The following is an 18,995-nucleotide window of genomic DNA, read 5'->3' as shown; positions in this document are numbered from 1 at the left end:
CGCTCAGGCCCGGGGCCTTGCCTCGTGCAGGATCCAGTCCAGTACGGCCTGCTCATGCGGTGCGAGCGCCCGCCCGGCCGGGCTGGTGACGAAATGGCCGCGCTCGCCGGCAAGCTCGATGTCCGACAGCGACCGGAGCAGGCCTTCCGCCAGGGTCGCATCCGCCAGGGGCCGCGAGGCCAGTACCACCCCCGCTCCGGCCTTGGCTGCTTCCAGCGCCACCACGAAACTGTCGAAGACCAAGGCTGGCCGGCCCGGCGCCCCGATGCCGGCCCGGGCGAACCAGTCCGGCCACATCTCCCGGCCGCCGGCGACCGAGAGCAGGGGCAGGCGTGTCCAGTGCCGGAGATCCGGCAGACCTCCCAGCAGTGCAGGCGCCGCCGCCGGCACCAGGCGTTCCCAGGTCAGGCGATGGCTGTCACGTCCTTCGAACGCCCCCATACCGAAACGGATGTCGAAGCCTTCGCGATCATCGGCATAGTCGGCCGGGACATGCACGGTCGATAGCGCCAGGCGGATCTGCGGAAAGGCGGCAGCAAAGGCCGGGACACGCGGCGCCAGCCAGAGCAGGGCAAAGGAGATCGGGCAGCGCAGGTCGACCGTCTGGCCGCCGCGCCGACCGAACAATTCTGTGGTGCTGCGCGCAAGCGCCCTGAACACCCCCTGGATATGGGGCAGATAGGCGCCGGCCTCCGGCGTCAGTTCCACGCCCCTCCGCTGGCGCGTGAACAGCGCGGCACCGAGTTCGGCCTCCAGGTTGCGGATATGCTGGCTGACGGCGGCCTGGGTCAGGCCGAGTTCCTCGCCGGCCGCCGTGAAATTGAGGTGGCGGGCGCAGGCTTCGAAGGTGCGCAGCCAGGCGAGCGGCGGAAGGCGGGATGATTCTGCCATAATGGAAATGATGTCATCTGCACATTTTTCATTGTTTGTACGATGACAGAGGCTTCCGCACAATGGCTGCGATCCAGACGGGAGGCCATGCGATGAAGGCGGAAACAGTTGAAATCCTGGACAAAGGGCGTGCCCTGCGTGTGCGCTGGAGCGATGGCGAAAGCGCTCGCTTCCACGCGATCTGGCTGCGCGACAATGCCCTCGATCCCCGCACCCGCAGCAGCGCCAATGGCCAGCGCCTGATCACGGTGCTCGACATTCCGGCCGATACAGTGATCGCCTCGGCCGAACTCACCGCCGGGGGCGATATCGCCATCACCTTCGCCCCCGAGCAGCACCAGGCCGTGTTTCCCGCCTTCTGGCTGCGCGAGCACGGCTACGACAAGCCGGCTCCCGCCGGGAATGGCTGGCTCGGCCCTGAGATCGAGCCCTGGGACGCCGGCCTGCAGGGCCAGGTTCCCACCGCCTCCTATGACCGTCTGCGCCAGGACCGGGCCGCGCTCGGCGCCTGGCTCGGCGCGGTCGAGCGCCTTGGCTTTGCCGTGGTGACTGATATGCCGACCCATTCGGGCGGATTGTGCGAGGTCGCCGACCTGTTCGGCTATGTGCGCGAGACCAATTATGGCCGCTGGTTCGAGGTACGGGCCGAGGTCAACCCGACCAACCTCGCTTACACCAATCTCGGCCTGCAAGCCCATACCGACAATCCCTATCGCGACCCGGTGCCGACGCTGCAATTGCTGGCCTGCCTGGAAAACTCCGTCGAGGGCGGCGATTCCATCGTGGTCGACGGCTTCGCCGTGGCCAGGCGCCTGCAGGCCGAGGATCCCAAGGCTTTCGACTTGCTGAGCCGCCATGCCGTGCGCTTCGAATATGCCGGCTCCTCGGGCGTGTGCCTGCGCTCCAAGCGTCCCTTCATCGAACTCGGCCCCGATGGCGAGATGATCGCCATCCGCTTCAACAACCGCTCGGCCGCCGCCTTCACCGACGTACCCTATGAGGAAATGGCCGCCTTCTATGCCGCCTATCGGCTCTTTGCCGAGATCCTGGAAGATCCCGCCATGGAAGTGAGCTTCAAGCTCAGGCCGGGCGAACTCTTCATCGTCGACAACACCCGCGTCATGCATGCCCGCAAGGCTTTCTCGGGCAGCGGCAAGCGCTGGCTCCAGGGCTGCTATGCCGACAAGGACGGCCTGCTCTCCACCCTCGCGGCCATCCGGGCCGAAACCCGCCGGGAGGCCGCCGAATGACCACGCCAACTCTCGACGCCGCCACCATCGTGCCCTTCCTCGCCGACATCTTCGAGCGGCGGGGCGCCGAGGAATATCTCGGCGAGCCCGTGACCATGGCCGAGCACATGCTGCAGGGCGCCTGGTTCGCCGAGCAGGAAGGTGCCAGCGACGAACTGGTCGCCGCCGCTTTGCTGCATGATGTCGGCCATTTCACCAGCGAGTTCGGCGCCTATTCGCCCGACGACACCGAGGACAAGCATCATGACGATGCCGGCGCCGAGGTGCTGGCGCCCTTCTTCCCCAAGGTCGTCACCGAATGCGTGCGGCTGCATGTGGCGGCCAAGCGCTATCTGTGCGCCACCGATCCGAGCTATGATGCCAAGCTCTCTCCCGCCTCGCGCCATACGTTACAGCTGCAGGGCGGCCCGATGAGCGCGACCGAGATTGCGCAATTCCGCTCCAGTCCCTTCTACAAGGAGGCCGTGCGGGTCCGGCTCTGGGACGAAGCCGGCAAGGTCGCCGGCCTGCAGACCCGCCGCTTCGGCGACTATGCCCCGCTGTTGCAGCGCGTGGTCGACCGCTTCCTGGCGGATGGCACCGTTCAGGCCGACAGCGCGCCCGCCAGATAGCCGGCCCAGCGCTCCGCCCCATCGGGTGTGGCGATCAGGTCGTTGCGGATCTCGATCAGGATGGCCGGATGGCCGCGCTGGTCGCCATGAACAGGGATGGCGTAGTCGTTGCCGTCGATGACATAGGGCACATTGGCCTCGACCAGCAGCCCGGGTGCCGCGGCTCGCAGCGCCTCGATCACCTTTTGGCCCATCGAGGCCGCCTGCGCGAACAGCACCCCGGCATGCCAGGGGCGCTGTTTCCCATGGAAGACCGGGGTATAGGAGTGGATCGCCACGATCACACTCCCCTCCCCGCGCGCCTGCCGGGCATCGAGAAAGTGCGCCACGCCCCGATGGAAGGGTTGGAACATCACGGCCTCACGCCGCTCCCGCTCGGCGGGAGCAAGGTCGTGATTGCCGGGAATCGGTGTCGCCTCCGACACCAACGGGATGCTGCTCGCAGCGCCGAGCGGCCGGTTCAAATCGATCAGCAGGCGCGAATAGCCGGCCAGGAAAGCGGGCGCGTCGAGCAGGCGCGCCAGATGGCGTGTGACCTCTGCCGCGCCGACATCCCAGGCGATATGCCGGCCCAGATCCACCGGCCCCAGGCCCAGCCCGCCATACTCGGCCGGCATATGGTTGGAGGCATGCTCGCAGATCAGCACGATCGGCGAACGCCCTGCTTGGTTGACGATCTCGAGGGCAGGCGGCCAATCGGCATGGTCGAGGGCGGGCTCGTGCTGCATCCGGGAATTCGGCATTCAATGGTCCTGGACATCATTGGGGATAGGTTGTTGCGCGCCCTTTTCGCTGACCGTGACGCCAACGCTGCTGCGAATGTCCTCAAGCGCCTGGATGCGCCGCTTGACGGCATCGCCGCTGCGCATGACGGCGTGCAGGGACAGGGCCTCCAACTGGGCGAGGGCCGGCACCAGCGTGTCATAAGGCGAATTCACCTCGCTCGGCGCGATGAAGACAACCTCGGCCTTTTCAGCCACCGGCGACAGCCATTGATCGGTGAACAGGATCAGCCTGACACCGCGCTCGGCCGCCTGGGTGGCAAAGCGGACGATGTCGGTCTGGTAGCGGCGGTAGTCGAAGACGATCAGCACGTCGCGACTGCCGAGTTCCAGCAGGAGGTCGAAGCTTTCGGCCGAAAAGCGCGCGAGGTCCGTCACCTGCCCCCGGAACTGGCCGAGATAGCCCGCGAGGATGCCGGCCAGATGCCGGCTGAAACGGCCGCCGAGCAGCAGCACCCGCCCCTTCGCCGCCATGATGAGATCCACGGCCTGGTCGTAGTTCTGCGCCGGCACCGCCGTTTCGGTCTCGGCAACGCGATGGGCGACCGACTGAAGATAGGTCTGTACCGTGGCCGGGCCGTCGCCGGCCGTCCGCTTGGTTTCGAACATCAGCAAGGGCGATTGCAGCCTCGCCTCGATTTCGGTGATCAGCATGGCCTGCAAATCGGCGAAGCTCTCGAAGCCCAGCTTGGCGGATAGCCGCGCCACGGTCGGATCGCTGACGCCGGCCCGCTTGGCGAGGTTGGAGGCCGTCCCCAGGCCTGAGGTCGGATAGTCGGCCAGCAGGGCCTGCACGATCTTGCCCTCGGCCGGCGTGAGGTTGAGTCCGCTCTGCGTCAGCAGGTCTTTCAGAGGCATGATCGGCGGCCCTCGTTATGTTATAGTTTTGACATAAATATCGATTGCCCGTCAAATATGAAAAAATATTGACAGGCATGGCCTGCGATGCTTTCTTCGCTTTCAGCAAGCAGCTCGTGCGAAAAAGCAAGCGATACGCGGGGATCCTGGTCCCCGGCCTGCCGTTTCCGCGTTCCACGAATTCTGTCCGCACAATGCGCGTGGCTTCGGCAGTCATGCCGCGCGCAAACAATGACGGCTGTCGTCCATCCGAAAACATCATGGCCTCGTCGCACGCCATGCCGGCGCGCCGCGTGTCCTGAAACTGTGGGGTAGCATGAGCGGGAATGACGGGAAGACATCACGCAAGCTGAAATTGTGGGAGGCCCTGGCGCTCTCCCTGGGATTGATGGGACCGACCCTGGCGATGGGCGGCAACGGTCAGGGGCTGATCGATTCCGTCGGCAAGGCCATCCCCCTCGTCTTCGTCTTCGGCCTAGTCGGCGTGGCGCTGATCGCCTATGGCTTCATCCGGCTGACCCGCTACTACAACCATGCCGGTAGTGCCTATGCCCTGGTCGGCGCGACCGTCGGGCCCCGCGCCGGCTTCTTTTCCGGTTTTGCCCTGCTCGGCACCTATGTCTTCTTCTCGATCTGCACGCTGGCGGCGCTGGGCGCCTTCGCGAACGCCTTGCTGGCCGCCCTGCAGCACGGCGCTGACAAGCCCTACCAGCTGCCCTGGATCGTGCCGGCCCTCGCCGGAGCCCTGCTTTCCGTCTATTTCAGCACGCGCGACACCCGCACCATCTCCAAGGTCCTGCTGCTGGTCGAGGGCATCGGCATCGTCTTCATGATCATCCTCACCGCGACGATCTTCGCCAAGGGCGGCGCGCCGACGACCCATGTCGACTTCTCCAGCTTCAGCCTGGATGGTGTCGGCTTCCAGGCTGTCGCTGCCGCCGTGGTGGCCGCCTTCCTGTCCTGGGCCGGCTTCGAAGGCTGCGCGACGCTGGGCGAGGAGACCGACGATCCCAAGCGCAACATCCCCCTCGCCTTGCTCGGTTCGGTCGTGCTGACGGGCGCCCTCTTCGTCATCGTGATGTTCGCCCAGACCATCGGCTTCGGCACGGATGCGGCGGGCCTTGCGGCCTTCAAGGGCTCCGGCAACACGCTCGGCACCCTGGCCGAGACCTATCTCGGCCGGCCGGTAGCGTTGATTCTGATCTTCTCGGCCGTCCTAGCCGCCTTCGGCTCGCATCTTTCCTCCGTCGCCACCGCCAGCCGCCTGTTGTTCGCCCTGTCCCGGGACGGCTTCGGCCCCCGAATCCTCGGCGCGCTCGACAGCCGGCACGGCCAGCCACGCAACGCCGTATGGGTGGTGCTGGCGGTGACGGCCATCGTCGATCTCATCGCCTATCTCACCGGCCGCCCGAATATCGGCACGGGGGACCTCGCCATCGATGCCTATTTCCACTTCGCCATCATCGGCTCGGTCTGCCTGATGGTGGTCTATCTGATGGTCGAGGTCGGCGTTACCAGGCTGATCCTCAGCGGACAGGTCGCCATTCCCAAATGGGAACTCATCATTCCCCTCCTCGGCATGGCCGTGATCGTAACCGCGCTCTATTTCAACCTCGTCGGCCCGTTCGATCCCTTCGCGGCACCGGTGCTGGCGCTGGGCTGGTGCGTCCTGGGATTGCTGGTCACGCTGTGCGCGCCGAGCATGGTGCGCAGCATCGGCAACCGCCTCGCCGGCGAGCTGGGCGCGCCCAGCAAGAGCTGACGCCAATCCAGTTGGGGCGCATCCGCGCGCTCCGGCTCCCGTTACAAAGACAGGCCGATTGAGAGGAGCCACCCATGCCGACGTCCGCCAGCCGGGATTCCGCCTTCCTTCCGGGCAGGACATCGATCCTGTTCGTCGATGTGCAGAAGATCTGGACCATCCCGGGCCGAGACCCAGCCCATCCCGACGCCGATCCGGACAGCTATTTCTACAAGCGCAACCGCGAGCTCGTCGTGCCCAACCAGCAGCGCCTGCTCGCCGCCGCCCGCGCGGGCGGGGCGAATGTGCTGCACACCATCATCCGCAGCCTGACCAAGGACGGCCGCGACCGCTCGCTCGACCACAAGCTGACGCCGATCCACATCGCGGTCGACGATCCCAATGGCGACGTCATCGACGAGTTGCAGCCGATCGACAACGAGATCGTACTGCCCAAATCCTCCTCGGGCGTCTTCAACTCCACCAATATCGACTATGTGCTGAGGAACTTGGATACGCATAATCTGGTGATCGCCGGCCAGCTCACCGACCAGTGCGTCGACATGGCGGTGCGCGACGGCGCCGACCGGGGCTACCTCGTCACGCTGGTGCAGGATGCCTGCAGCACCTATTCGGAAGAGAGGCATCGGGCTGCCCTCTCGGCCATGGGCGGCTATTGCTGGGTCAGCGATACCGACGAGGTGGTTCGGCGCCTGAACGGATTGTCGGCATGAGCCAGGACCAGAACCTATCCGGCGACGAACTCGTCGCCCTCCTCACCACCGACATGATCGGCCTGACGCGCGGGCGCTGGATTCCGGCGGCGGCGGGAGAAGCGGCCATGCGCAAGGGCTGCGGCTGGGTGCCGGCGAACCTGGCCCTGACGCCGTTCGACAGCATCCCGGCGGACAATCCCTGGGGATCGGCGGGCGATCTGCGCCTGATGCCAGACGAGGCCAGCCGCTTCCGGGTCTCGGGCCTGCCGGGCAAGACGCCTCTCAATGGCGTCCTGTGCGACATCACCACGCTCGACGGCACGCCCTGGCATGGCTGCGGGCGCTCCTTCCTGAAGGCGGCGCTTGCCGATTTCGAGGCGGAAACCGGCCTCAAGGTTACGGCCGCCTTCGAAATGGAATTCCAGATCGAGGGCGCGGCCTGGGAGCATGCGCCCTCCTTCTCGCTGGCCTCGATGCGCCGGGCCGATCCCTTCGGCCCCCTGCTGATGGCTGCCCTGCGCGAAGCCGATGCGGAGCCCGAAATGGTGCTCGCCGAATACGGCCGGGACCAGTTCGAAATCGTCTGCGGCCCGGCCGACGCCGTTGCCGCTGCTGATCGGGCCGTGGTGATCCGGGAAGTGACGCGCGAGGTCGCCCGCTGCTGCGGCCTGCGCTCGACCTTCGTGCCCAAATCCACGCCGGACGGAGTCGGCAACGGCCTCCACATCCATTTCTCCTTCCGGAGCGCGGACGGGACCCCCGCCAGCTTCGATCCGGCGCGGCCGGGGCGCGTCTCGGAAGCCACCGGCCAGTTCGTCGCGGGACTGGTCCGGCATATGCCCGCTTTGGTGGCGCTGACCGCCCCGAGCGTGGTGTCCTATTTCCGCCTGCGTCCCCATCACTGGAGCGCGGCCTACACGGCTTTCGGTGCCCTCAATCGCGAAGCCTCGGTACGCATCTGCCCGACAGCGGAAACGCCCGGCGCCAATATCGCCAAGGCCTTCAATCTCGAATATCGCGCGGCCGACAACACGGCCAGCCCCTATTGGGCCCTGGGCGTGATGATCCGCGCCGGGCTGGCGGGCATTCGGGAAGGACTGGCGCAGCCGCCACTGATCGCCAACGATCCCGACACGCTGCCGGCCTCCGAACGCGAACGCCTCGGCCTTCGGCGCCTTCCCGAGACCCTGCCTGACGCGCTTAACGCCTTCATGCACGATTCAATCGTACAAGACTGGTTCAATCCCGAGATCATCCAGGGCTTCCTGGCCATGAAGCGCGCCGAGATCGAGATGACGTCGGCCTGGTCGGATGCCGAAATCTGCCGCCGCTACGCCGAGGTCTATTGAGGCCATGACGGCTTTTCATAGGTTGGGAAAGATTGGGCGAGATGATCCGATGCCTAACAAGCTCGACGCAGGTGCCTCCTCGCCCCGTCCTTCCGGGGAGAAGATAAAGGTGAGGGGCTAAGCAACGCCCTGTTATATGCAAACAATGTGCTGCCCCTCATCCTCACCTTCTCCCCGTAAGGACGGGGAGAAGGGTTGGCCGGCGTCGCGTTCTCCAATCCATCGCGTCGCAATCCCGTCTCTGCCTCACCCGGCATGCGAGAGGATGTTGAGGAGGCGGCCGAGCGGGTCGCGCAGGAAGAAACGCCGGACGCCCCAGGGCTCGTCGGCTGGGCCGTAGACGATCGCGTGGCCGGCGGCCCGGGCGCGGGCATGGACCACGTCGACATCATCGACCTCGAATGAAAGATCGGGCACCGGCGTGCCGTTGCCACCCTCGCTGGCGAGGCTGAGCTGGGGTGTCTGTAGGCCCTGGCCGGCAAAAGTAAGGATCCAGCCATGGTCCATCACCACCTCCAGCCCGAGCAGGTCCTGGTAGAAGGCACGGGCTGCCTGCGGGTCCGAGACGGCGAGATTGGCGACGATGCGCAGCACGGCCATGGCGTCCTCTTCTTTTTGGTAGTTGATGGAAACAGGCGATAGATGACGGAGAGACCCCTCATCCCCCTGCCGGGACCTTCTCCCGCAAGGGGAGAAGGGATTTTTTCAGTCGGCGCTGCCGTGTTTTCGAGGACGCCCTTGTGTTCTGCCTAACCAATCGAGCCCCTTCTCCCCTTGCGGGAGAAGGTCCCGGCAGGGGGATGAGGGGTGAAACGCCTGCTTGCCCATCCATCCGCTCTTAACGCGCTCACTGCGTCCGTGCTAGCGTCCCGCCACAATGATAAGACAATTGGGAGCGCAGGGATGGCCGGGTCGAGCGTCTATGTGGCGGGTACCTTCGATACCAAGGGAACCGAGCTCAATTTCGTGGCGGACCGCATCCGTGCCCATGGCCTCGATGTTATCAGGGTCGACCTTTCCACCGGCGGCGCCGCCAGCGAGGTCGAGGTCCCGCCCGCAACCGTCGCGGCCAGCCATCCCGGCGGGGCGGAGGCCGTGTTCACCGGCGACCGCGGTTCGGCCGTCAGCGCCATGGCGCTCGCCTTTGCGCGCTTCGTCGCAACACGGGACGATGTCGCCGGCCTGATCGGCCTCGGCGGCTCGGGCGGCACCGCCCTCGTTGCCCCCGCCATGCGCGAATTGCCGGTCGGCACGCCCAAGCTGATGGTGTCCACCGTCGCTTCGGGCAATGTCGCCGCCTATGTCGGCCCGACCGACATCACCATGATGCATTCGGTGACGGATGTGGCCGGGCTCAACCGCATCTCCCGCGTGGTGATGACCAATGCCGCCAATGCCATGGCCGGCATGGCACGGGGGCGGGCCGAGGCGGCCGCCGAGGTCGACGATAAGCCGGCCGTCGGCCTCACCATGTTCGGGGTGACGACGCCCTGCGTGAACCAGCTGGTGGCCGATCTTGCCGCCGACTATGACTGCCTCGTCTTCCACGCCACCGGCACCGGCGGCCAATCGATGGAGAAGCTGGTCGATTCCGGCCTGATCGCCGGCGTGCTCGACGTCACCACCACCGAGGTCTGCGACCTGCTGTTCGGCGGCGTGCTGGCGGCGACCGAGGACCGCTTCGACGCCATCGCCCGCACTAAGGTGCCCTATGTCGGCTCCTGCGGCGCGCTCGACATGGTCAATTTCGGCGCGCTCGACAGCGTGCCGGAGCGCTATCGCGGCCGCAACCTCTATGTCCACAACCCGCAGGTCACGCTGATGCGCACCACGGCAGCGGAGAATGCCGAAATGGGCCGCTGGATCGGCAACAAGCTCAACCAGTGCGAGGGCGAGGTGCGCTTCCTCATTCCCGAGGGCGGGGTTTCGCTCCTCGATGCGCCCGACATGCCCTTCCATGACCCGCAGGCCGATGCAGCCCTGTTCGCGGCGCTGGAAGCGACGATCCAGCAGACACCCCGGCGCCAGCTCATCCGCGTACCCGCCGGGGTGAACGATCCGGCCTTCGTGCAGGCGCTGCTGGCGAATTTCAAGAGTATTATCGGAGAGCATTGATATGGCTGGAAGCGAGCGCGAGAGGATCCTGGCAAGGTTCCGCGGCATGATCGCGCAGGGACGGCCGATCATCGGCGGCGGCGCCGGCACCGGCCTTTCGGCCAAATGCGAGGAAGCCGGCGGCATCGACCTGATCGTGATCTACAATTCCGGCCGCTACCGCATGGCCGGCCGTGGCTCGCTGGCAGGCTTGCTCGCTTATGGCAATGCCAACGAGATCGTGGTCGACATGGCGCGCGAAGTGCTGCCAGTGGTCAAGCACACGCCCGTGCTTGCCGGCGTCAACGGCACCGACCCCTTCTGCCAGTTCGGCCCCTTCCTCGATGGGCTCAAGGCGATGGGCTTTGCCGGCATCCAGAATTTCCCGACCGTGGGTCTGATCGACGGCAAGTTCAGGGCCAATCTGGAGGAGACCGGCATGGGCTACGGCCTGGAGGTCGATCTCATCCGCCTGGCGCGCGAGAAGGACCTGCTCACCACGCCCTATGTCTTCAACCCGGACGATGCCCGTGCCATGGCGCGGGCCGGGGCCGACATCATCGTCGCCCATATGGGCCTGACCACGGGCGGCTCGATCGGCGCCGATACCGCGCTCACCCTGGAAGGTTGCGTGGCTGAGATCAACGCCATCGCCGCCGCCGCGCGCGAGGTCTCGCCCGAGATCATCGTGCTCTGCCATGGCGGGCCGATCGCCGAACCGGAGGATGCCCGCTTCATCCTGGCGAACTGCCCGGGCTGCCACGGCTTCTACGGTGCCTCCAGCATGGAGCGCCTGCCGGTGGAAAAAGCCCTGGTCGCCCAGACGCAGGCGTTCAAGAACCTCAACATCAGTAAATAGGGGGAGACCATGGCCAAGGCCTATGCGAGCGCGGTGATCGACGCGCCGATCGAAACCGTGTGGAAGACCGTGCGCGACTTCAACGCCCTGCCGGACTGGCATCCCGCCATCGCCTCGAGCGAGATCGAGGATGGCCGCAGCGCCGATGCCGTCGGTTCCATCCGCTCCTTCCATCTCACCGATGGCGCCCATGTGCGCGAGCGCCTGCTGGCGCTCGACGATGCCGGGCACACGCTCAGCTATAATTTCGTCAAGCCGGCCTTCCCGGTCGAGAACTACGTGGCCGTCATCCGCCTGATCCCCATCACCGACGGCAACCGCACCTTCGCCGAATGGAGTGCGACCTTCGACGAGGCACCCGCCGATGCCGGCAAATATGTCGAGATCGTCTCGACCCATGTGTTTGCTGCCGGCTGGAAGGCGTTGCAGGAGAAATTGAAGGGATGAGGGGAGAATAGCGCCCCCTACTGCCCGACCACGCCCTCCGGCGCGGCCGCCATGGCGAAGGCGGCGGCGAACAGCGCCTTGGTATAGTCCTCGCGCGGGCGCTCGAAGATCTCGCTGGCCGGGCCGTGCTCGACAATCTTGCCGGCCTGCATCACCATCACCTCGTTGGCGAGCGCCCGCACCACCTTCAGATCGTGGCTGATGAAGAGATAGGCCAGTCTGTGACGCTGCTGCAGCTCGCGCAGCAGGTCGACGATCTGGGCCTGCACCGACATGTCGAGCGCCGAGGTCGGCTCGTCCAGCACCAGGAATTTCGGCTGCAGCACCATGGCGCGCGCAATGGCGATGCGCTGGCGCTGCCCGCCGGAGAATTCATGCGGATAGCGGTCCATCGCCTTGGCATCAAGGCCGACATCGGCAAGCGCCCGGGCGACCGCTTGCCGCCTCTTGGCCGGGTCCATGCCCCAGCCGAGCCGGCGCAGCCCCTCCTCGACCAATTCGATGGCCGTTTCGCCCAGGCCGAGTTGGCGCAATGCCTCGTCCAGGCTGGCGCGCCGGCCGAGCTTGGTCAGCATCGTCTCGATCCGATCGGCCAGGGCAGGGTCGAGCCCCAGCGCGGCCAGCAGCCGCTCGATGGCGGCGCGCTGCTCGGCGGGACCGAGCCGCCGCCCCAGGACCAGCAGCCCCTCCTCGACGATCTCGGCCACCGACAGGCGCGGCGAGAGCGAGCCATAGGGATCCTGGAAGACGATCTGCATCTCCTTGCGCAGCGGGATCATCGCCCGCCGGTCGAGGCCCTGGATCGGCTTGCCGAGATAGGCGATCGGCCCGGTCGAGGAGATCAGCCGTAACAGGGCGAGGCCAAGCGTGGTCTTGCCCGAGCCGGATTCACCGACGACGCCGAGGGTCTGGCCTTCCTTCACCGCGAGGCTGACGCCATCCACCGCCTTGACGTGACCGACCGTGCTGCGCATCAGCCCGGCCCTTACAGGGAACCAGACCTTGAGATCGTCGGCAGAAACGATGGTGCGGGCTTCGGGATCGAAGGGCGTGGCCTTGCCCTTGGGCTCGGCCGCCAGCAGCCGCCTGGTATAGTCGCTGGTCGGATTGGCGAAGACCTGCCCAGTCGGGCCGGCATCGACGATCCGTCCCTTCAGCATCACGCAGACCCGATCGGCGAGCTTGCGCACGATCGACAGGTCATGGGTGATGAACAGCATGGCCATGCCGGTCCTGGCCTGCATCTCCTTCAAGAGCGCGAGGATCTGAGCCTGGACGGTGACATCGAGCGCCGTGGTAGGCTCGTCCGCGATCAGCAGGTCGGGATCGTTGGCGAGCGCCATGGCGATCATCACACGCTGGCGCTGGCCGCCGGAGAGCTGGTGAGGATAGGCATCGAGGCGCTTTTCCGGCTCACGGATGCCGACCTGGGTCAGGAGTTCCAGCGACCGCGCGCGCGCCTCCTTCTTCGACAGGCCGCGATGCACGCTGAGGATCTCGCCGACCTGCCGCTCGATGGTGTGGAGCGGGTTGAGCGAGGTCATCGGCTCCTGGAACACCATGGTGATGTCGGCGCCTCGCACGCGCTGCAGCGTCCTTTCCGGGGCGCCAACCAGGTTTTCACCGCGAAACAGCACTTCGCCCGAGGGGTGGGAGGCGGCGGGATAGTTGAGCAGCTGCACGATCGACAGGGCCGTGACCGACTTGCCCGAGCCCGATTCGCCCACCAGCGCCAGGGTCTCGCCCTTGTCGAGGCTGAAGGAGACCTTGTCGACCGCCAGTTCCGGCTGTCCCTCCGTCCGGAAAGCCACGGAAAGGTCGCGAACCTGAAGAAGCGGTGCCGAAGAAGCCATCGCCAAGGCCTAGCGCAGAATCGGGGCGGATTGAATCGGATTTTGTGCCGGCGCCTTCCTGCGCCGGCATTGCGGCTGCACCGGCAATCCCGATCAGGGGTCGGCGAGATGCGCGAGATCGCGCCATCCATAGGCATCCTCGACGAGAACGAAGCGCCCCCGCCTATCTTCTTTCTCGGCGACCCATTCGCCCCCTTGGCGCTCATAGAACGAGCGGGCCGTGATATTCCCGCGCAGAACCCACAACGAGACGGCCCGGAGGCCATAGGCGTGCAGCGCCCGCGCCATTTCACGCATCAAGGCGCGGCCGATACCGCCGCGTTGATGCGACCGCAGGATGTAGATGGCGCCGATTTCCGCGTCGAAACCCCGATCCCCGAGGTCCTGGTCACGCTGCCAGCCACATGAGCCCAGGCCGACGATATCGCCACCGTCCTCAGCCACATAGACGGCGACATTGCCGACGGCAGGCGGATCAGCGAGGATCCTGGTCCACATCGCCGAACGCGCCCTCACCGACAGCTTCGCAAGCATGGCATCGGGCATCAGACCGGCATAGGTCTCCCGCCACGAAGCGACATGCAAGGCGCCGAGCTTGGCAGCATCCTGCGGATTGGCCCTACGCAGGGTCGTCATGCGGTGCCCCCTATTCGCCCTTCAATCATGCCGCTTATCGCATGAAGACAGCTCGTCAGTCCGCCTTGCCATCCTTGGCGAGGGCGTAGGCCACCAGGGCATTGGCGTGGCCATGGCCGAGCTTGAACTCGTCCTTGAGCCAGTTGACGATTTCCATATGCTTGGTGCCGCGCTTGCCCTCGATCAACGCCAGCCAATGCGCGATCGGCTGGCCGTATGTCTTCTCGATGGAGGGAAAATACGAAGCGGGGCCTTTGACCGGCTGCTTGTCGGGCGTTTCGAGGCTCACTTTGCGTCTCCGAAGAATCGTCCTGGCCCTACTGGTGTCGTTTCCCGCTGTCCATTGCAAGACCGAGAGGCGGGCTCGTCCTCAGCCCTGCGCCGCCTGCCCGAGCCGCGAGCGGGCGCGCCGGGCCATCGCCTCGGAGATGATCAGCGCGCCGAAGGCCATGATCACCGAGACCAGGGTCAGGCGGATCACGGTGCCCTCGCCATAGGGATCCTGCAGCGCCGTATAGATCGCGGCCGACAGGGTCTGCGTCTCGCCGGGAATGTTGGAGACGAAGGTGATGGTGGCGCCGAACTCACCCAGCGCCTTGGCGAAGGCCAGCACCATGCCGGCGATGATGCCGGGAATGGCGAGGGGCAGCGTCACCGTGACGAAGGAAAAGAAGGGATTGGCCCCGAGCGTGCCGGCCGCCGATTCGAGCCGGGGATCCACCGCCTCGATGGCGAGGCGGATGGCGCGCACCATCAAGGGAAAGCCCATTACGGCGCAGGCAATGGCAGCCCCGGTCCAGCGGAAGGCGAAGACGATGCCGAGATGCGAAGCGAGGAAGGAACCGATCAGGCCGTTGCGCCCCAGCATCACCAGCAGGACGTAGCCGGTGACCACCGGCGGCAGCACCAGCGGCAGATGGACGAGGGCGTCGAACAGCGCCTTGCCGGGAAAACGCCGGCGGGCGAGAATCCAGGCGGCGGCGACCGCGAAGGGCAGCGAAATCACGGTGGCGAGACCGGCAATCTCGAGGCTGAGCCACAGGGCCGTCCATTCTTCAGGCGAAAGCACGCCCCGCTCCTTCACCTATGCCCGACTACGCTATATTCTCCTGAATAGGGCGCTTCGCCTGCGATCGCAATCACACCCTCTGCCCTTGGAGCAAAACGCGTTGAGGTGTGAAGGCTGAATTGCTCCAATTCTTTGTTTCGACGCGCCTTTGCGATTCCGTGACTCCGTCGTAATTACGCAGGGATGAGCCGCCCCTCACCCTTACCCTCTCCCCGCAAGAGGCGGGGAGAGGGTGACTTCGACCGGCCGTCTCATGCTGGAAACGCGCCATCTCGCCCGACCGTGGGGCGAGATGAAAGGCTGGAGGAGCATTCGCGACGACTGCGCCCCCTCGCCCCGCCTCTTGCGGGGAGAGGGTAAGGGTGAGGGGCTACGTGACCTCAAAGGCAAGGGGGAGCAATTACACTCCGCCAAATCGAAAAACGCTCTCAGGAGACCGATCATGTCCGGCCCGCCCGTCATCCGCCTCAAGATCGCCTTCGACGAGAACGCCCGGCTCGGCCCGGGCAAGATGGACCTGCTGGAGGCGGTGAAACGGGCCGGCTCGATCTCGGCGGCGGGCCGCGAGCTCGGCATGTCCTATCGCCGGGCCTGGCTGTTGCTCGACGCGGTCAACACCATGTTCGGCCAGCCCGCCATCGAGACCTCGGCCGGCGGCAGCCATGGCGGCGGCGCGCGCCTCACCGCCTTCGGCGAAGACCTGCTGGCCGCCTATCGCTCGGTGGAGACCGAGACCGCCAGGCTGGCCGAACGGGCCTTTGCCGACCTGGTGCCAGCCAGGAAGGAACAGGCCCGCGCCTGATCGACGTGTCTTGCCGCGAGCCTCAGCGCGCTGCGGCAACCCCGGCCGGCAGTACCGTCAGCTTCCAGACGCTGCCGGGCTTGAAATAGGTCTGGGCAAAGACGCGGATATCCTCGGGGCCGACCTTGTCGTAGCCGTCCTGGCCGGCGCGGATCAGATCCAGGCGCCGCGGATCGGTCTGGCTGCCGCTCAACTTGCCGAGCCAATAGTCGTTTTCCTGTCGCCGGCGCCGGATCGTCTCGATCTTCGGGGCCCGGGCGCGGGCAAGTTCGTCGGCGGAGACGGGCTTGTCCGCCAGATCCGCGGCGATCTTGTCCACCAGCGCATAGAAGGAAGCGACCTTGGCCGGCGTGGTCTCGACCATGGCATAGACATAGCCGAAGCCCGGCAGGGAAGAAGACAGGTCGACCGAGCCCTGGGGAGAGTAGGTCGCTCCCTCGGCAATGCGGAACTCGTCGATCAGGCGATTGACCAGGATCGAGCTGGCGAGGTCGGCCGTGAAGCTGCGCGGGATGTCCGACAGCATGTCGCCGACCGGTATGGCCACCAGCACGGCGGCATTGTCCGGACGCCCGGAATGGGTATGAACGACCGGTTCGGCCGTGACGGCGGGAAAGGCTCCGGCCTTGTCGGCGACCGGTGCCTGCGGCGCCGGACGGGACGGCAGGGCACCGAAGGTCGCCGCGACTTCACGGATGGCATCATCCACGCCGACATCGCCGACAATGGTGATGTCGAGGGCGCCCCCGGCAAAGACCGGTGCGAACAGGTTCTGGAAATCCTCGGGTTTGGCCGCCAGCAATTGCGGACGGTCGGGGAAGATCCAGCGCGGATCGCCGGAATGGATCAGCCCCTGGAAATCCCGGCTGACCACCACGCCGGCCGTCGCCTCATATTGCGGCAGATTGGCGAGATAGAGCTGGCGGATCCGCTCGAAGACCTCCGGCCGCCAGGCAGGATCGGAGGCATAGGCGGCGAAGATCTGCAGCTGGGTGGCAAGGTCGGCCGGGCGGGTCGTGCCCTCGAACTTGAAGGCATTGTCCTCCAGCGAGAAGCCGATGCTGGCGATCTTGGGCGCCAGCACCTTCTGCATGTCGTCATAGTCGATCGCCTTCAGGCCGGAGAGTTCGACCGCCTGGGCGGTCCAGGTCGGGATCGGCCGATCATGCGGCAGATCGAGCCGGCCGCGGCCGATATCGAGGCGGACCTGGATCTCGTCGGCCCGGAATTTGGTGGGCTTGACGGTAAGGCGGGCGCCATTGGCGAAACGCACCATGGTCGCGCCGATATCCTCGACGGTGCGGCGCTCGACGATGGTGCCCGGGCTGCCGAAATTCGTGTAGGGCCAGGCCACTGCCGCGGCATCGGCCGGCGCGGTCACGGCAACGGACTGCGACTGCGCATAGGCCTTCTCGACCGCAGCCGGTTCCGGCGGTTCGGCGCCCTGCAGCACCAGGCGCGGACCGCTGCCGGAGAACAAGGCCTGGACAGCCTTGTTGACCTCGGCGGCGGTCAATCCCTTCACCATGCGCTCGAACAGAGCGAGATCGTCGGCCGGCGAGGTGAAGACCTTGCTTTCATCGACACTGTTGGCGAGCATCGCGGCAAGATCCGGGCTGGTGCGGGTCGCCGCACCATCGGCCAGCGATTGCAGGGCGGAACGATATTCCGCCACCTCGCGGTCAACCTCGGCCTGTTGCGCGCCGAACTGCACGAGACGGCGCTGTTCCTGGTCGAGCGCGGCCAGGCCCTTGTCCCAGGCCCCGGCCTCGACATCGGCGGACAGCAGGCTGGCGCGGGCCGATTCATAGAGGTCCTGCAAGCCGACATCGGCGGCGATGAAGGGCGGACTGGCCTTGCGCGACAGGGCCTGGAGGCGACGCTTGAGCACGGACAGGCCGACATATTCGATCGCGGTCTGCCGCCGCTTGGCATAGCTGTCGGGCGCGGCGTCGAAGGGACGGATCCAGCTGAGATAGATCTTGGTGTTGGCGCCCGGAACCTTGACGACATCGGCGCCGACGCCGCGCTTGAGCGGCTGGCCCAGATCCGGCTCGGCCACGGCAGGTCCGACCGGCTTCCAGTCCTCGAAGCGTCGGCGGATCTCCGCCTCCATGGCGGCGGGATCGATGTCGCCGACCACCAGCAAGGTCGCGCGGTCCGGGCGGTAATTGGCCTGGTAATAGGCACGCAGCCGCTCGATGGGAGCGGTGCGGATGATCTCGGTCTTGCCGATCGGGGCGCGTTCCGGCACGCGCTGTCCGGCGAGCAGGACGTTGAACAGGCCCATGACGCTGCGATAGCCGGGCGTGTCGCGCAGGCGCTCCTCGGAGAGGACGACGCCGCGCTCGCGATCGAGGGCGGAGGCACTGAGCGTCAACTCGCTCGCCGTCTCGCGCATCAGCATCAAGCCGGTGGAGACGGTATCGGCATCGACCTCCGGCAGGTCGAGCGCATAGACCGTCTCGTCATAGCTGGTATGGGCGTTGGTGTCGGCCCCGAAGGCCAGCCCCTTGCGCTGCAGGATGCGCACCATCTCCCCTTCCGGCACCCGGGTCGAACCCTTGAAGGCCATGTGCTCGAGCATATGGGCGAGGCCCTGCTGGTCGTCGGCCTCCTGCAGCGAGCCGGATCCGATGCGCAGCCGGATGGCGGCCTGCCCCGCCGGCGTGGTGTTGCGCATCACCGCAAAGCGCATGCCGTTGCCGAGCACGCCGAAGCGGATGCCGGCTTCCGGCTTGAGGTCGCTGTCGGCCTGCGGCCAGGCGGTGACCTTGGTCGCGGTTTCAGCTTGGGCGGAAAAAGGAGCGACGGACAGGCAAAGCAGGGCCGCCGCGATCAGGCGATGGGCAAGCCGCAGGCGCAAGATGGAATGGGACAAGCAGGATCTCTATGGGAGAGGAACAGATTTTGCCCGCGCACCATAGAGCAAAACGCGTTTGGACGGAAACGCTTGTTTGCTCTAACTCCTTGTTTCGACGCGTCTTTGCGATTCTTGGCGTAACCGCCAAATCGCAAAACGCTTTAGCATCATTCC

18 protein-coding genes are annotated in these 18,995 nt (G+C 66.2%); 9 read left to right on the top strand and 9 right to left on the bottom strand.

The window, feature by feature from the left end; all coding sequences use genetic code 11:
* Nucleotides 1-3: 3 nt before the first annotated feature.
* Nucleotides 4-891 (bottom strand): LysR family transcriptional regulator, encoded by an 888-nt coding sequence (locus ACIGJE_RS07330; protein WP_415087338.1) that lies wholly within the window; start codon nt 889-891, stop codon nt 4-6.
* A gap of 92 nt (nt 892-983) precedes the next feature.
* Here ACIGJE_RS07330 and tmpA point away from each other — a divergent pair, with 92 nt between their 5' ends.
* Complete coding sequence (tmpA, locus tag ACIGJE_RS07325; RefSeq protein ID WP_483679672.1) at nt 984-2,141, top strand: 2-trimethylaminoethylphosphonate dioxygenase; 1,158 nt, start codon at nt 984-986, stop codon at nt 2,139-2,141.
* Nucleotides 2,138-2,752 carry a (R)-1-hydroxy-2-trimethylaminoethylphosphonate oxygenase gene (gene tmpB, locus ACIGJE_RS07320; protein ID WP_415087336.1) on the top strand — a complete coding sequence of 205 codons (615 nt, stop codon included), beginning with the start codon at nt 2,138-2,140 and terminating at the stop codon, nt 2,750-2,752. The genes tmpA and tmpB overlap by 4 nt, the downstream gene beginning before the upstream one ends.
* Here tmpB and ACIGJE_RS07315 read toward each other — a convergent pair.
* Both ACIGJE_RS07315 and ACIGJE_RS07310 read right to left on the bottom strand, forming a co-directional pair.
* Nucleotides 2,725-3,495 (bottom strand): N-formylglutamate amidohydrolase, encoded by a 771-nt coding sequence (locus ACIGJE_RS07315; protein ID WP_483679670.1) that lies wholly within the window; start codon nt 3,493-3,495, stop codon nt 2,725-2,727. The genes tmpB and ACIGJE_RS07315 overlap by 28 nt on opposite strands.
* A complete protein-coding gene (locus tag ACIGJE_RS07310; protein WP_311943835.1) occupies nt 3,496-4,392 on the bottom strand; it encodes a MurR/RpiR family transcriptional regulator in 897 nt (298 codons plus the stop codon).
* Nucleotides 4,393-4,708: 316 nt separating this feature from the next.
* Here ACIGJE_RS07310 and ACIGJE_RS07305 point away from each other — a divergent pair, with 316 nt between their 5' ends.
* From ACIGJE_RS07305 to ACIGJE_RS07295, 3 genes are all read left to right on the top strand, one after another.
* Nucleotides 4,709-6,154, top strand: a complete 1,446-nt coding sequence (locus tag ACIGJE_RS07305; RefSeq protein WP_311943833.1) for an APC family permease — start codon at nt 4,709-4,711, stop codon at nt 6,152-6,154.
* Nucleotides 6,155-6,228: 74 nt separating this feature from the next.
* Complete coding sequence (locus ACIGJE_RS07300) at nt 6,229-6,867, top strand: cysteine hydrolase family protein (protein ID WP_068290711.1); 639 nt, start codon at nt 6,229-6,231, stop codon at nt 6,865-6,867.
* Nucleotides 6,864-8,198, top strand: a complete 1,335-nt coding sequence (locus tag ACIGJE_RS07295; protein ID WP_483679667.1) for a type I glutamate--ammonia ligase — start codon at nt 6,864-6,866, stop codon at nt 8,196-8,198. The genes ACIGJE_RS07300 and ACIGJE_RS07295 overlap by 4 nt, the downstream gene beginning before the upstream one ends.
* A gap of 246 nt (nt 8,199-8,444) precedes the next feature.
* Here the strand turns inward: ACIGJE_RS07295 and ACIGJE_RS07290 are convergent, their stop codons facing one another.
* The gene (locus ACIGJE_RS07290; RefSeq protein WP_483679665.1) at nt 8,445-8,798 is read right to left on the bottom strand and encodes a VOC family protein; all 354 of its coding nucleotides are present in this window, start codon (nt 8,796-8,798) and stop codon (nt 8,445-8,447) included.
* Nucleotides 8,799-9,101: 303 nt separating this feature from the next.
* Here ACIGJE_RS07290 and ACIGJE_RS07285 point away from each other — a divergent pair, with 303 nt between their 5' ends.
* Genes ACIGJE_RS07285 through ACIGJE_RS07275 form a run of 3 tightly spaced genes read left to right on the top strand, consistent with a single transcriptional unit; the run spans nt 9,102 to nt 11,598 of the window.
* On the top strand, nt 9,102-10,313 hold the full coding sequence (locus ACIGJE_RS07285; RefSeq protein WP_483679664.1) for a Tm-1-like ATP-binding domain-containing protein: 1,212 nt from the start codon (nt 9,102-9,104) through the stop codon (nt 10,311-10,313).
* A gap of 1 nt (nt 10,314) precedes the next feature.
* Nucleotides 10,315-11,151, top strand: coding sequence for a phosphoenolpyruvate hydrolase family protein (locus tag ACIGJE_RS07280; protein WP_483679662.1), 837 nt, complete (start codon nt 10,315-10,317; stop codon nt 11,149-11,151).
* Nucleotides 11,152-11,160: 9 nt separating this feature from the next.
* Nucleotides 11,161-11,598, top strand: coding sequence for an SRPBCC family protein (locus tag ACIGJE_RS07275; RefSeq protein WP_311943822.1), 438 nt, complete (start codon nt 11,161-11,163; stop codon nt 11,596-11,598).
* A 17-nt stretch (nt 11,599-11,615) separates the two neighbouring features.
* Here the strand turns inward: ACIGJE_RS07275 and ACIGJE_RS07270 are convergent, their stop codons facing one another.
* The 4 genes from ACIGJE_RS07270 to modB form a co-directional block, all read right to left on the bottom strand.
* Nucleotides 11,616-13,451 (bottom strand): ABC transporter ATP-binding protein, encoded by a 1,836-nt coding sequence (locus tag ACIGJE_RS07270; RefSeq protein WP_483679660.1) that lies wholly within the window; start codon nt 13,449-13,451, stop codon nt 11,616-11,618.
* A gap of 93 nt (nt 13,452-13,544) precedes the next feature.
* On the bottom strand, nt 13,545-14,087 hold the full coding sequence (locus ACIGJE_RS07265) for an N-acetyltransferase family protein (protein WP_483679658.1): 543 nt from the start codon (nt 14,085-14,087) through the stop codon (nt 13,545-13,547).
* 55 nt (nt 14,088-14,142) lie between these two features.
* On the bottom strand, nt 14,143-14,376 hold the full coding sequence (locus tag ACIGJE_RS07260) for a DUF4287 domain-containing protein (RefSeq protein WP_483679656.1): 234 nt from the start codon (nt 14,374-14,376) through the stop codon (nt 14,143-14,145).
* An 81-nt stretch (nt 14,377-14,457) separates the two neighbouring features.
* Nucleotides 14,458-15,156 (bottom strand): molybdate ABC transporter permease subunit, encoded by a 699-nt coding sequence (gene modB, locus ACIGJE_RS07255; protein ID WP_311943818.1) that lies wholly within the window; start codon nt 15,154-15,156, stop codon nt 14,458-14,460.
* A gap of 442 nt (nt 15,157-15,598) precedes the next feature.
* Between modB and ACIGJE_RS07250 the strand changes: the two genes are divergently transcribed.
* Nucleotides 15,599-15,958, top strand: a complete 360-nt coding sequence (locus ACIGJE_RS07250; protein WP_367625575.1) for a winged helix-turn-helix domain-containing protein — start codon at nt 15,599-15,601, stop codon at nt 15,956-15,958.
* Nucleotides 15,959-15,980: 22 nt separating this feature from the next.
* Here the strand turns inward: ACIGJE_RS07250 and ACIGJE_RS07245 are convergent, their stop codons facing one another.
* Entirely contained in the window at nt 15,981-18,839 is a 2,859-nt protein-coding gene (locus ACIGJE_RS07245) for a M16 family metallopeptidase (RefSeq protein ID WP_483679653.1), read from the bottom strand.
* Nucleotides 18,840-18,995 lie beyond the last annotated feature (156 nt).

Source organism: Labrys sp. E2SS-1L (assembly GCF_057073705.1).
Note: the sequence above shows the minus strand (reverse complement) of the source record. Positions and strands in the feature narration are given on the sequence as shown.

Excerpts from the sequence above, each read along its gene's own strand:
- ACIGJE_RS07330 (WP_415087338.1), bottom strand. The coding sequence starts at position 891 with ATGGCAGAATCATCCCGCCTTCCGCCGCTCGCCTGGCTGCGCACCTTC.
- tmpA (WP_483679672.1), top strand. The coding sequence starts at position 984 with ATGAAGGCGGAAACAGTTGAAATCCTGGACAAAGGGCGTGCCCTGCGT.
- tmpB (WP_415087336.1), top strand. The coding sequence starts at position 2,138 with ATGACCACGCCAACTCTCGACGCCGCCACCATCGTGCCCTTCCTCGCC.
- ACIGJE_RS07315 (WP_483679670.1), bottom strand. The coding sequence starts at position 3,495 with ATGCCGAATTCCCGGATGCAGCACGAGCCCGCCCTCGACCATGCCGAT.
- ACIGJE_RS07310 (WP_311943835.1), bottom strand. The coding sequence starts at position 4,392 with ATGCCTCTGAAAGACCTGCTGACGCAGAGCGGACTCAACCTCACGCCG.
- ACIGJE_RS07305 (WP_311943833.1), top strand. The coding sequence starts at position 4,709 with ATGAGCGGGAATGACGGGAAGACATCACGCAAGCTGAAATTGTGGGAG.
- ACIGJE_RS07300 (WP_068290711.1), top strand. The coding sequence starts at position 6,229 with ATGCCGACGTCCGCCAGCCGGGATTCCGCCTTCCTTCCGGGCAGGACA.
- ACIGJE_RS07295 (WP_483679667.1), top strand. The coding sequence starts at position 6,864 with ATGAGCCAGGACCAGAACCTATCCGGCGACGAACTCGTCGCCCTCCTC.
- ACIGJE_RS07290 (WP_483679665.1), bottom strand. The coding sequence starts at position 8,798 with ATGGCCGTGCTGCGCATCGTCGCCAATCTCGCCGTCTCGGACCCGCAG.
- ACIGJE_RS07285 (WP_483679664.1), top strand. The coding sequence starts at position 9,102 with ATGGCCGGGTCGAGCGTCTATGTGGCGGGTACCTTCGATACCAAGGGA.
- ACIGJE_RS07280 (WP_483679662.1), top strand. The coding sequence starts at position 10,315 with ATGGCTGGAAGCGAGCGCGAGAGGATCCTGGCAAGGTTCCGCGGCATG.
- ACIGJE_RS07275 (WP_311943822.1), top strand. The coding sequence starts at position 11,161 with ATGGCCAAGGCCTATGCGAGCGCGGTGATCGACGCGCCGATCGAAACC.
- ACIGJE_RS07270 (WP_483679660.1), bottom strand. The coding sequence starts at position 13,451 with ATGGCTTCTTCGGCACCGCTTCTTCAGGTTCGCGACCTTTCCGTGGCT.
- ACIGJE_RS07265 (WP_483679658.1), bottom strand. The coding sequence starts at position 14,087 with ATGACGACCCTGCGTAGGGCCAATCCGCAGGATGCTGCCAAGCTCGGC.
- ACIGJE_RS07250 (WP_367625575.1), top strand. The coding sequence starts at position 15,599 with ATGTCCGGCCCGCCCGTCATCCGCCTCAAGATCGCCTTCGACGAGAAC.